This is a genomic window from Streptococcus parasanguinis (assembly GCF_964238605.1).
In the GTDB taxonomy this organism is placed as follows: Bacteria; Bacillota; Bacilli; order Lactobacillales; family Streptococcaceae; genus Streptococcus; species Streptococcus parasanguinis_AJ.
The window spans coordinates 76,404-86,974 of record NZ_CAXSMM010000009.1 but is presented as its reverse complement, the minus strand read 5'-3'; the positions used below and the strand labels follow the sequence as shown (position 1 = coordinate 86,974).

The following is a 10,571-nucleotide window of genomic DNA, read 5'->3' as shown; positions in this document are numbered from 1 at the left end:
TTTGGGAGTTTAGCTCAGCTGGGAGAGCATCTGCCTTACAAGCAGAGGGTCAGCGGTTCGATCCCGTTAACTCCCATAGGTCCCGTAGTGTAGCGGTTATCACGTCGCCCTGTCACGGCGAAGATCGCGGGTTCGATTCCCGTCGGGACCGTTAAAATAATGAAAATTATTTTAAGACTCGTTAGCTCAGTTGGTAGAGCAATTGACTTTTAATCAATGGGTCACTGGTTCGAGCCCAGTACGGGTCATATTTTGCGGGTTTGGCGGAATTGGCAGACGCACCAGATTTAGGATCTGGCGCTTTACGGCGTGGGGGTTCAAGTCCCTTAACCCGCATAAGAGAATAATAATGAGCCGGCTTAGCTCAGTTGGTAGAGCATCTGATTTGTAATCAGAGGGTCGCGTGTTCAAGTCATGTAGCCGGCATTTTTTTATATAAAGAAAGCAATGCGAACGTAGTTCAGTGGTAGAACACCACCTTGCCAAGGTGGGGGTCGCGGGTTCGAATCCCGTCGTTCGCTTGAGGAGGCCGGGGTGGCGGAACTGGCAGACGCACAGGACTTAAAATCCTGCGATTGGTAACGATCGTACCGGTTCGATTCCGGTCCTCGGCATAGACAAAGGTTGAAAGAAGCACCCTTAGCTCAACTGGATAGAGTACCTGACTACGAATCAGGCGGTTAGAGGTTCGACTCCTCTAGGGTGCATGGTCGCAAGGCTATGTAATAATTGAATAGGAACGAGCACCCTTAGCTCAACTGGATAGAGTACCTGACTACGAATCAGGCGGTTAGAGGTTCGACTCCTCTAGGGTGCATAAAGCGGTAGCTTTAGATCGGGAAGTAGCTCAGCTTGGTAGAGTACTTGGTTTGGGACCAAGGTGTCGCAGGTTCGAATCCTGTCTTCCCGATATTATGGCGGTGTAGCTCAGCTGGCTAGAGCGTCCGGTTCATACCCGGGAGGTCGGGGGTTCGATCCCCTTCGCCGCTATATTGTTGATCTTGTTGGACCTTTAGCTCAGCTGGTTAGAGCTCTCGGCTCATAACCGAGTGGTCGTAGGTTCAAGTCCTACAAGGTCCATTGTTATCTTGGAGGATTACCCAAGTCCGGCTGAAGGGAACGGTCTTGAAAACCGTCAGGCGTGTAAAAGCGTGCGTGGGTTCGAATCCCACATCCTCCTTAATATTAACGCGGGATGGAGCAGCTCGGTAGCTCGTCGGGCTCATAACCCGAAGGTCGTAGGTTCAAATCCTGCTCCCGCAATTTGGCTCGGTAGCTCAGTTGGTAGAGCAATGGATTGAAGCTCCATGTGTCGGCGGTTCGATTCCGTCTCGCGCCATTTCTTTTAATAATAAGCGGGTGTAGTTTAGTGGTAAAACTACAGCCTTCCAAGCTGTTGTCGCGAGTTCGATTCTCGTCACCCGCTTTGAACATAGGTTCTTTACCAAGTTTTTAACTTGGGCGCGTAGCTCAGGTGGTTAGAGCGCACGCCTGATAAGCGTGAGGTCGGTGGTTCGAGTCCACTCGTGCCCATTTTGGAGAATTACTCAAGAGGCTGAAGAGGACGGTTTGCTAAATCGTTAGGTCGGGTAACCGGCGCGGGGGTTCGAATCCCCCATTCTCCGTATAATTTCGAAGTTTGAGATGTCATCTCAAACTATTTTTTATATTTTTGAAGGTTTTGTCTATGTTCTTGAATCGATTCTTTAAAATTTTTAGTTTTGTGTTTGTTTTAACTGTTTCAGGAATTTTATTTCTTTTTCCATCTGTTAGAACTTCGATTGTTTTAAAATCTTCTGATCTATTAGCTATTGTTGATAAGACAGTATCGGTACCATTTGTTTTTGTGGAATTTAAGGCAAAGGATTTAAAGAATTTATCTGAATTAAATGATGAAAACCGTTCGTTAAAATCACGTCTTTATCAAAAGGATATAGACCAGTCAAAACTTAACCGTTTGGAATCAGAAAATAGAGAATTAAAGGATTTGATGTCAATCAAGAATTCTGTATCGGGTTCTAAACAAGTCGTTAGTGAGATTATTGACCGTAATTATGGTTCGTGGGATCAGGAATTTGTTATTGATAAAGGTAGTTCAGATGGAATTTCTGATTCTATGTTTGTTCTTTCGTCTGGTGGCGTCATTGGTGTGGTAGAAAGTATAGAGAAACATTCTAGTAAAGTAAAATTATTAGTCGAAGATACTATTTCTTCACAACACCTGACGTTTAAAATTGAGAGTCAAGGTCAATCTATTTTTGCCTTATTAAATGGTTATGATGAGAAGACGGGTGAGTTTCGGTTGTTGCAAATTGGAGATCCAGTTGAAATTAAAAAAGGATCTCTGGTTTCAACAAGTGGTTTAGGAAAATATAAGAGTAGTGACTTACCTCTTGGTACAGTGACTTCTACTCAAAAGGCATCTGATCAGTTAGGGCAAGAAATTCGTGTGAAACCAAAGGCTAATTTAGATGTCAATCGTTATGTACTATTGATCGGAGAGTAGTGTGAAAGTCATACGTAAGTACCATTTTTTCCCTTTAATCTTATTCTTATCTTTATTTGTTGACGGGCAGATCTCTCTTCTTATTTCTCGTTTCTGTCCAAACTCCTTTGAACCTACTTCATTTTTATTTCTATATGGTTTTATGTTATTGAGTCTCTATTTCTCTGAGATAGCTAGTATTTGGTGGGGAGTCTTCTTTGGTTTTTGTTTTGATGTGTATTTTTTACACACTCTAGGAATTGCCTTCCTAGTATTTCCTTTACTTCAGGTGATTTTTTATCGGTGTAATCAGATTATTTTAGTCAATCGATTGACTCGTTTTTTTACATTTTTATTAACGATTCTATTATTTCAGATTTTAACAAACCTTCTTTTGGTTCTTTTTATCGGTATAAAATTTAACTGGATTACACTAATTATTTACCAAATTTCCCCAAGTTTAATTTTGAATGTACTTCTATTATTAGTATTACAGCCTTTACTTGAAAAGATTTATTTATAAACTCGCAATAAAAATGTAACAATAGCGTAATATAAAATTTCAAAAAATTTGTTATACTAGTTAGTGTCTTATTAGAAAGGGAAAATTTATCTAATGAAGAAAAAATTATTTGCCACAATCTTATTGAGTACAGTTGCTTTATCACAAGGTGCTGTCGTAGCTGGTGTATCAGCTGATTCAACAGATGATAAGATTGCTGCTCAAGATAACAAAATCAATAGTATTAATCAACAACAACAAAGCGCACAAGCTCAGGTAGATCAAATTCAAGGTCAAGTATCTGAAATTAAAAAACAACAAGAAAATCTTCAAGCTGAAAATGATCGTTTGAATGAAGAATCTGAACGATTGTCAGCTGAGATCGATGAGTTGTCAAAAAATATTGTTGCTCGTCAAGAATCACTTGCAAATCAAGCACGTAGTGCTCAAACAACTGGGACTGCAACAAGCTATATTAATGCGATTGTTAGCTCTGGATCTTTGACAGAAGCTATCTCACGTATTTCTGCTATGAATGAAATTGCAGATGCTAACAACAAAATGTTGCAAGAGCAAAAACGTGATAAAGAAGATATTGCACAAAAACAAAAAGAAAACAACGATGCTATCAATACTGTCATTGCAAACAAACAGCAATTAGAAGATGATGCGCAAGCTTTGTCAACAAAAGAAGCTGAGTTGAAAGTAGCACAATTGAACTTGGCTGCTGAAAAATCAACTGCTGAAAACGAAAAGAATGCTTTGTTGCAACAGAAAGCTGAAGCTGAAAAAGCAGCAGCAGCAGCGGCAGCAGCTGAAGCAGCTTACCGTGCAAAACAAAAAGAGCAACAAGCAGCTGTAAAAGCTTCTGCTAATACAACTCTTCAAGCACAAGTTCAGGCAGCGGCTCAAACACCTGCTGCAACACCAGCGGCGGCACAAACTCAAGCAGCAGCTCAACCTGCTGTTCAAACTCAAGCAGCGGCTGCACCAGTAGCAACTACTTCTCGTCCAACTTATAGTACATCTGCATCATCTTATCCAGTTGGTGAATGTACATGGGGTGCGAAGACATTGGCTCCATGGGCCGGTGATTACTGGGGTAATGGTGGACAATGGGCAGCAAGTGCAGCAGCAGCAGGATTCCGTACAGGATCTCAACCACAAGTTGGTGCCATTGCATGTTGGAATGATGGTGGATATGGACACGTAGCAGTTGTTACAGCCGTTCAATCTACAACAAGCATCCAAGTTTCTGAGTCTAACTATAATGGTATCCGTAGTATTGGTAACTACCGTGGTTGGTTTAACCCAACAACAGCACAAGGTACTGTTACTTATATCTATCCAAACTAAGAATTATACTGAAGCAGAACATTTGTTCTGCTTCTTTTTTGATAGAATTTAGGTAGTGATAGATTTTGTAATTTCCATAAATTAATATTTGAATATTTGCTTAAAAAGCGATAAAATGATTACAGGAGAAATTTGTGCTGACTGTACAATATGGTTTTAGATTTTACTGGAGGAAATCATGTCATTTTCTGATTTAATGCTCTTTGCTTTGTCGTCAAATCAAGAATTGGCTCAACGTGTGTCTCGAGAAATGGGACTACCGCTTGGAAAGTCAACGGTTCGTCAATTTTCTGATGGAGAAATTCAGGTTAATATTGAAGAATCAATCCGTGGGAAAGATGTTTATATTTTGCAATCCACTAGCTCACCGGTTAACGATAATCTAATGGAAATTTTGATTATGGTAGATGCGTTGAAACGGGCTAGTGCGCAATCCATTAATGTGGTGATGCCATATTACGGCTATGCTCGTCAAGACCGGAAAGCTCGGGCTCGTGAACCAATTACTTCTAAGTTAGTAGCCAATATGCTTGAGGTTGCTGGAGTTGATCGTCTGTTGACAATTGATTTGCACGCTGCTCAAATTCAAGGTTTCTTTGATATTCCCGTTGACCACTTGATGGGTGCGCCTCTGATCGCCGACTATTTTGAACGTCGCGGGATGATTGGAAAAGACTATGTTGTTGTCAGTCCAGACCATGGTGGGGTGACTCGTGCTCGGAAATTAGCTGAATTTTTGAAGACACCGATTGCGATTATTGATAAACGTCGAAGTGTTGATAAGATGAATACGAGTGAAGTGATGAATATCATTGGGAGTGTTGAAGGCAAGACTTGTATTTTGATTGATGATATGATTGATACAGCTGGTACAATATGTCATGCCGCGGATGCCCTTGCAGAAGCAGGTGCTGTTGAAGTCTATGCGAGCTGCACTCACCCTGTTTTATCAGGTCCAGCGATGGATAACATCCAAAAATCAGCCATTAAGAAGTTGGTCGTATTGGATACGATTTATCTATCGGAGGATCGTTTGATTGACAAAATTGAGCAAATTTCGATTGCGAAACTTCTAGCTGAGGCTATTGTTCGCATTCATGAAAATCGTCCTCTTTCCCCTCTATTTGAAATCGGAAATGCCAAAAAATGTTAATAATAAGGAGGCTGGAGACCAGCCTCTTTTGTATAGGAGGAAATACAAATGGAAATCAGAAAATGGTTGGAAAATCTAAAAAAAGAAAAGAAAAGGAAAAAACTAGTTCGAGCAGCTAAAGAACTAGAAGCAAAGGCTGATCCTAGTTTGCCCAAGAAACGATTGCCAAAAAATGGGGTGGTAAAATAGGATAGAAAAGATTTCTATTTTTTAAATACATTTTTATATATGAATAAAGTGTCTTTCCAAGATGGTTTTAAATCCGTAGTTCTATATCTCAAATGGATCAAAAGCTTAAACTTTTTTTAAAAAAAAATGGAAAAAGTCTTGACATAGGCAGAATATCCTAGTATACTAGTCATAGTTACGAAGTAACGAATAATTTTTGAAAAGAAAAAAGGAGATAAAACAATGAAAAAAGTTTTATTATCATCAGTAGCAGCTCTTGCAGTATTTGCTGCAGCAGCACCAGTTCTTGCCGAAGGTGGAATCAACGGTGGAGCAAACACTCCAGGTGCATATGACCAACCAGTAACTGGTGGCGGTGTTAACGATCCTTACAACGCACAAACTGAGTTTAAAAATGGTCGTAAAGTTGAAGAATACCTTAACGGTCACATGGAAGAAATCAAAGCTGAAGCAGCACAAGATCCTGCAGTAGTAGCAGCTAAAGCTGAATTGGATGCTGTTGAAGGTGGTTCACACTTTTACGGTGAAAAGAAAGCAGCTTATGAAGCAGCATTCAATACTGCATTCTTGAACGTACGTAACAAATATGTACAAAAATTCCAAGAAACATACAACACTGCTGACAAGAAACAAGGTTCTTACTATATCTTGAACGAAACTCCAGAACAAAAGAATGCTCGTTACTTGAAAGAACATGGAATTAATCCTGAACAAGCTAAAGCAGACGTAGCTAAAGCAGACGCAGCTAAAGCAGACGCAGCTAAAGCAGAAGAAGCAGCTAAAAAAGCAGAAGCTGGTAAAGCTGGTTCAAAACAAGCTGGTAAAGCTCTTCCAAAAACAAGCGCAGCTAAATAATTTGATTATTAATTAGCTCGTAAAATATCACTGGGCCTTCGGGTTCAGTGTTATTTTTTAGAAAAAATCATCAAGAGGAGATCAATCAATGAAAAGAGCTGGGGAAAAAAGTTCAAATAAATTGGGTCTTGTAATTGCTGCTCTTGTTGCAGTTGTTGTGCTTGTTGCTGGATTTATTTTCTTTAATCCTTTTGGAGGAAGTAAGTTATCTAGCACGGCTAAAAAGACAACTGGAACAAGTTCAACCAAGCAAGCAGCCAAATATGAACCTAGTCAAGAAGAAAAAGATTACCTGAAAAATCGTTTTGCTCAGTTAACTGCTGTTAATCCAGAAGCAATTGCTTATGTTTATGCACCGGGTACTGAGTTGGATGAACCTGTTGTCCAAACCACTGATAATGAAACTTATTTGAATAAGACGTTTGATGGTGGAAATGAACCATACATGGGGACAGTCTTCATGGATATGGATAACAAGAAAGACTTCAGTGATCGTTTGACTTGGTTGTTTGGTCATGCTCGTGGTAGTAAGGTCGGCGACCACCGCATGTTTAACGATGTCAACTTCTACGATACGCAAGAATTTTTCGATCAACATCCGTATGTTGTGATTGAGACACCAGAGCGGAAATATTACTATGAAGCGATGGGATTGGTCATTGTCCCAGAGGACACTGCTTTCTACCGTACAAGCTTTACAGATGATAAAGATTTCACCACTCAGTTGAAGAATATCTATGAGTCAGCTCGTACGAAGAACCCTAATATCAAGATCAAAGCATCTGATAAGTATTTAGTATTGTCCACTTGTCGTGAAGAGGATGAAACCATTCGTTCTAACCTCTACCTTCGTCAAATTCCTGATTCAGAAATGAAGGATTTTGTGGCAAAACATGCAGATCAATTGAAATACGTGGCAACACGTGGCCAACAATAATGACTTGAAAGACTTAGCATTGCTAAGTCTTTTTTGCATGGAAGGATTTTTGAAATGTTCTTTGGTGGTAAGCAAAAGGTGGGGATCTTGCTTGTTCTTTTGCGATGGGGTCCTATTTATAGTATAATGAATATAAGTGTTTTTGGAGGTGTTCTATGGATTTAACGAAACGTTTTAATAAAAATTTGAATCGGATTGAAGTATCTTTGATTCGTCAGTTCGATCAATCAATTTCTTCCATTCCTGGTGTCTTGCGTTTGACTTTGGGGGAACCGGATTTTACAACTCCTGAACATGTAAAAGAAGCAGGAAAGGCTGCCATTGATGCGAATTTTAGCCATTACACTGGGATGAGTGGTTTGCTGGCTTTGCGTGAGGCTGCGAGTCAGTTTGTGGCGGATAAGTATGGGATTCACTACCGTCCTGAAGATGAGATATTGGTGACGATTGGTGCGACTGAAGCCCTGTCTGCAACCTTGACAGCAATCTTGGAACCTGGAGATGTGGTGCTTCTTCCTGCACCGGCTTATCCGGGTTATGAGCCTATTGTGAATCTGGTTGGGGCGGAGATTGTCGAAATTGATACGACAGCAGATCGTTTTGTCTTGACTCCTGAAAAGTTGGAAAAGACGATTCTAGAGCAGGGTGAAAAATTGAAGGCTGTTATTCTCAATTATCCAGCTAATCCAACGGGTGTTACTTATTCGCGCGAACAGATGGCGGAATTGGCTGCTGTCTTAAAAAAATATGAAGTCTTTGTGATTTGTGATGAAGTCTATTCAGAGCTGACTTATACTGGAGAAGCGCATGTTTCTATGGCCTCCTTCATTCCTGAACAGACCATTGTTATTAATGGCTTGTCCAAATCTCATGCCATGACAGGCTGGCGGCTTGGCTTTATCTTTGCGCCTGCTACATTGACGGCCCAACTCATCAAGAGCCATCAGTATTTGGTAACGGCTGCTGGAACCATGAACCAGTATGCTGCGATCGAGGCCTTGACTGCTGGTCGGGATGATGCGGAGCCGATGAAGAAGGAATATGTGAAGCGTCGGGATTATATTATCGAACAGATGTCCGCGCTTGGGTTTGAGATTATTAAGCCAGATGGAGCCTTTTATATTTTTGCTAAAATCCCAGCTGGTTATAATCAAGATTCCTTTGCTTTCTTGCAGGATTTTGCGCGTGAAAAAGCAGTTGCTTTCATTCCTGGTGCTGCTTTTGGTCAATATGGTGAAGGCTATGTGCGTTTGTCGTATGCAGCCAGCATGGAGGTTATCAAGGAAGCAATGAAACGCTTGAAGGAGTATATGGAAGAATATGCTGGAGTCAATTGAGACCCGGGGAATCGTCCTGTATAATCGGGAGTTTCGTGAGGATGACAAGCTGGTCAAAATCTTCACAGAGAAGTCAGGGAAGCGGATGTTTTTTGTGAAACATGCGGGAAAATCACGGTTGAATCCCATGTTGCAACCTTTGGTAACGGCAGATATGTTGTTGAAAATCAATGATGATGGGCTGAGTTATATTGGTGATTTTCAAGATGTGCAGGTTTATAAAAAAATCAATGCAGATCTTTTTGCTCTTTCTTATGCGACCTATGTTCTGGCGCTTGCGGATGCAAGTATTCAGGATAATCAGGTGGATCCAGCCCTGTTTGCTTTTTTGGAAAAGACCTTGTCTTTGATGGAAGAGGGACTGGATTATGAGGTTTTGACCAATATTTTTGAGATTCAGATTCTATCACGATTTGGAGTTATCTTGAATCTGCATGAATGTTGTTTCTGTCATCGGGTTGGACTTCCTTTTGATTACTCTTTTCGGTATAGTGGGGTCCTTTGTCCGGATCACTATGATCAGGATGAGAGACGAGCCCACTGGCATCCGAATGTTCTCTATTTATTGGATCAGTTTCAAGCAGTACGATTCAGTGAGTTGGAGACGATTTCTCTACAAGCGGAGATGAAAACAGCTCTGCGTCAGGCAATTGATCAGTTGTATGAGGAGTATGTAGGGATCCATTTAAAAGCTAAAAAGTTTATCGATTCCTTGAGTGATTGGGGAGCGATTATGAAAGATTCATCTGGAGGTGAAACATGAAAAAAATTGCAGTAGATGCAATGGGGGGCGATAATGCACCTCAAGCCTTGGTAGAAGGTGTGAATCAAGCCATTCGCGATTTTGATGATATTGAGATTGTCTTGTATGGCGATGAGGCAAAAATCAAAGACTATTTAACCGCAACAGAACGTGTATTGATTGTGCATACGGAAGAAAAAATCGATTCAGATGATGAGCCAACGCGGGCTATTCGTCGGAAAAAACAGGCTTCGATGGTCTTAGCTGCCAAGGATGTGAAGGATGGTGAGGTCGATGCCATGCTATCTGCGGGAAATACAGGTGCCTTGTTGGCAGCAGGTTTCTTTATCGTTGGACGGATCAAAGGGGTGGAACGTCCAGGTTTGATGTCCACACTTCCGACGGTTGATGGTCGCGGGTATGATATGCTAGACTTAGGTGCCAATGCGGAAAATACACCAGAGCACTTGCATCAGTATGCTCTGATGGGGTCTTACTACGCGGAAAATGTTCGTGGGATTCAAAAACCACGTGTGGGTCTATTGAATAATGGGACAGAAGCTAGTAAGGGAGATCCTTTGCGCAAGGAAACTTACCAATTGTTATCTGAGGATGAGTCGATTCATTTTGTTGGAAACGTGGAAGCGCGTGACTTGATGGATGGCGTTGCTGATGTCGTTGTGGCGGATGGTTTCACGGGAAACGCTGTTTTGAAAACGATGGAAGGAACGGCTTTTGGGATCTTGAAGCAATTGAAACAAGCGATTGCCACTGGAAACTGGAAGGCGAAATTAGGAGCTTTTCTGCTCAAGGACCGTTTGAAATCATTGAAACAAACCTTAGATTTCTCAGATGTTGGAGGAGCGGTCTTGTTTGGTCTTCAAGCACCTGTTGTTAAAACGCATGGTTCGAGTGATGCCAAAGCAGTCTATAGTACCATTCGTCAAGTTCGAACCATGTTAGAGACAGATGTTGTTGGAAAATCAGTGAAGGAATTATCAAAAAAGGAGTAATA

10 protein-coding genes and 18 tRNA genes are annotated in these 10,571 nt (G+C 41.1%); all 28 read left to right on the top strand.

Annotated features, from left to right (window positions below; all coding sequences use genetic code 11):
• The first annotated feature begins 3 nt into the window (after nt 1–3).
• The 28 genes from ACESR9_RS07840 to plsX all read left to right on the top strand — a co-directional run bounded on the left by ACESR9_RS07840 (nt 4) and on the right by plsX (nt 10,569).
• Nucleotides 4–76: transfer RNA gene (locus ACESR9_RS07840), tRNA-Val, on the top strand.
• Nucleotides 77–78: 2 nt separating this feature from the next.
• A tRNA-Asp gene (locus ACESR9_RS07835) sits at nt 79–151 on the top strand.
• A gap of 24 nt (nt 152–175) precedes the next feature.
• Nucleotides 176–248 (top strand) — tRNA-Lys (locus ACESR9_RS07830).
• Nucleotides 249–254: 6 nt separating this feature from the next.
• Nucleotides 255–336: transfer RNA gene (locus tag ACESR9_RS07825), tRNA-Leu, on the top strand.
• A 17-nt stretch (nt 337–353) separates the two neighbouring features.
• Nucleotides 354–426 (top strand) — tRNA-Thr (locus ACESR9_RS07820).
• Between the two features lie 23 nt (nt 427–449).
• Nucleotides 450–521 (top strand) — tRNA-Gly (locus tag ACESR9_RS07815).
• Between the two features lie 7 nt (nt 522–528).
• A tRNA-Leu gene (locus ACESR9_RS07810) sits at nt 529–614 on the top strand.
• A gap of 19 nt (nt 615–633) precedes the next feature.
• A tRNA-Arg gene (locus tag ACESR9_RS07805) sits at nt 634–707 on the top strand.
• Between the two features lie 36 nt (nt 708–743).
• Nucleotides 744–817, top strand: a tRNA-Arg gene (locus ACESR9_RS07800).
• A gap of 19 nt (nt 818–836) precedes the next feature.
• Nucleotides 837–910 (top strand) — tRNA-Pro (locus tag ACESR9_RS07795).
• Nucleotides 911–916: 6 nt separating this feature from the next.
• Nucleotides 917–990 (top strand) — tRNA-Met (locus tag ACESR9_RS07790).
• A 16-nt stretch (nt 991–1,006) separates the two neighbouring features.
• Nucleotides 1,007–1,080, top strand: a tRNA-Ile gene (locus tag ACESR9_RS07785).
• A 10-nt stretch (nt 1,081–1,090) separates the two neighbouring features.
• Nucleotides 1,091–1,180, top strand: a tRNA-Ser gene (locus tag ACESR9_RS07780).
• A gap of 9 nt (nt 1,181–1,189) precedes the next feature.
• A tRNA-Met gene (locus ACESR9_RS07775) sits at nt 1,190–1,263 on the top strand.
• A 3-nt stretch (nt 1,264–1,266) separates the two neighbouring features.
• A tRNA-Phe gene (locus ACESR9_RS07770) sits at nt 1,267–1,339 on the top strand.
• 16 nt (nt 1,340–1,355) lie between these two features.
• A tRNA-Gly gene (locus ACESR9_RS07765) sits at nt 1,356–1,426 on the top strand.
• Nucleotides 1,427–1,459: 33 nt separating this feature from the next.
• Nucleotides 1,460–1,533: transfer RNA gene (locus tag ACESR9_RS07760), tRNA-Ile, on the top strand.
• 4 nt (nt 1,534–1,537) lie between these two features.
• Nucleotides 1,538–1,625, top strand: a tRNA-Ser gene (locus ACESR9_RS07755).
• Nucleotides 1,626–1,687: 62 nt separating this feature from the next.
• A complete protein-coding gene (gene mreC / locus ACESR9_RS07750) occupies nt 1,688–2,506 on the top strand; it encodes a rod shape-determining protein MreC (protein WP_373106238.1) in 819 nt (272 codons plus the stop codon).
• Between the two features lies 1 nt (nt 2,507).
• A complete protein-coding gene (gene mreD / locus ACESR9_RS07745) occupies nt 2,508–3,008 on the top strand; it encodes a rod shape-determining protein MreD (RefSeq protein WP_195529594.1) in 501 nt (166 codons plus the stop codon).
• Between the two features lie 93 nt (nt 3,009–3,101).
• The gene (gene pcsB, locus ACESR9_RS07740; protein ID WP_070586640.1) at nt 3,102–4,343 is read left to right on the top strand and encodes a peptidoglycan hydrolase PcsB; all 1,242 of its coding nucleotides are present in this window, start codon (nt 3,102–3,104) and stop codon (nt 4,341–4,343) included.
• 178 nt (nt 4,344–4,521) lie between these two features.
• Entirely contained in the window at nt 4,522–5,496 is a 975-nt protein-coding gene (locus ACESR9_RS07735) for a ribose-phosphate diphosphokinase (RefSeq protein WP_003002322.1), read from the top strand.
• A 48-nt stretch (nt 5,497–5,544) separates the two neighbouring features.
• Nucleotides 5,545–5,685: a hypothetical protein gene (locus tag ACESR9_RS07730; RefSeq protein ID WP_176744607.1), complete on the top strand. Its 141-nt coding sequence runs from the start codon at nt 5,545–5,547 to the stop codon at nt 5,683–5,685.
• Between the two features lie 222 nt (nt 5,686–5,907).
• Nucleotides 5,908–6,540 carry an amylase-binding adhesin AbpA gene (abpA, locus tag ACESR9_RS07725; protein ID WP_373106237.1) on the top strand — a complete coding sequence of 211 codons (633 nt, stop codon included), beginning with the start codon at nt 5,908–5,910 and terminating at the stop codon, nt 6,538–6,540.
• Between the two features lie 88 nt (nt 6,541–6,628).
• Complete coding sequence (gene srtB, locus ACESR9_RS07720) at nt 6,629–7,477, top strand: class B sortase, LPKTxAVK-specific (RefSeq protein WP_373106236.1); 849 nt, start codon at nt 6,629–6,631, stop codon at nt 7,475–7,477.
• A gap of 155 nt (nt 7,478–7,632) precedes the next feature.
• Nucleotides 7,633–8,814: a pyridoxal phosphate-dependent aminotransferase gene (locus ACESR9_RS07715; protein ID WP_373106235.1), complete on the top strand. Its 1,182-nt coding sequence runs from the start codon at nt 7,633–7,635 to the stop codon at nt 8,812–8,814.
• Entirely contained in the window at nt 8,798–9,577 is a 780-nt protein-coding gene (gene recO / locus ACESR9_RS07710) for a DNA repair protein RecO (protein WP_373106234.1), read from the top strand. The genes ACESR9_RS07715 and recO overlap by 17 nt, the downstream gene beginning before the upstream one ends.
• The gene (plsX, locus tag ACESR9_RS07705; RefSeq protein WP_373106233.1) at nt 9,574–10,569 is read left to right on the top strand and encodes a phosphate acyltransferase PlsX; all 996 of its coding nucleotides are present in this window, start codon (nt 9,574–9,576) and stop codon (nt 10,567–10,569) included. The genes recO and plsX overlap by 4 nt, the downstream gene beginning before the upstream one ends.
• Nucleotides 10,570–10,571: the final 2 nt, after the last annotated feature.

What these genes read in the sequence shown, in the direction of transcription:
- mreC (WP_373106238.1), top strand. Translation starts at nt 1,688, where the DNA reads ATGTTCTTGAATCGATTCTTTAAAATTTTTAGTTTTGTGTTTGTTTTA.
- pcsB (WP_070586640.1), top strand. Translation starts at nt 3,102, where the DNA reads ATGAAGAAAAAATTATTTGCCACAATCTTATTGAGTACAGTTGCTTTA.
- ACESR9_RS07735 (WP_003002322.1), top strand. Translation starts at nt 4,522, where the DNA reads ATGTCATTTTCTGATTTAATGCTCTTTGCTTTGTCGTCAAATCAAGAA.
- ACESR9_RS07730 (WP_176744607.1), top strand. Translation starts at nt 5,545, where the DNA reads ATGGAAATCAGAAAATGGTTGGAAAATCTAAAAAAAGAAAAGAAAAGG.
- abpA (WP_373106237.1), top strand. Translation starts at nt 5,908, where the DNA reads ATGAAAAAAGTTTTATTATCATCAGTAGCAGCTCTTGCAGTATTTGCT.
- srtB (WP_373106236.1), top strand. Translation starts at nt 6,629, where the DNA reads ATGAAAAGAGCTGGGGAAAAAAGTTCAAATAAATTGGGTCTTGTAATT.
- ACESR9_RS07715 (WP_373106235.1), top strand. Translation starts at nt 7,633, where the DNA reads ATGGATTTAACGAAACGTTTTAATAAAAATTTGAATCGGATTGAAGTA.
- recO (WP_373106234.1), top strand. Translation starts at nt 8,798, where the DNA reads ATGCTGGAGTCAATTGAGACCCGGGGAATCGTCCTGTATAATCGGGAG.
- plsX (WP_373106233.1), top strand. Translation starts at nt 9,574, where the DNA reads ATGAAAAAAATTGCAGTAGATGCAATGGGGGGCGATAATGCACCTCAA.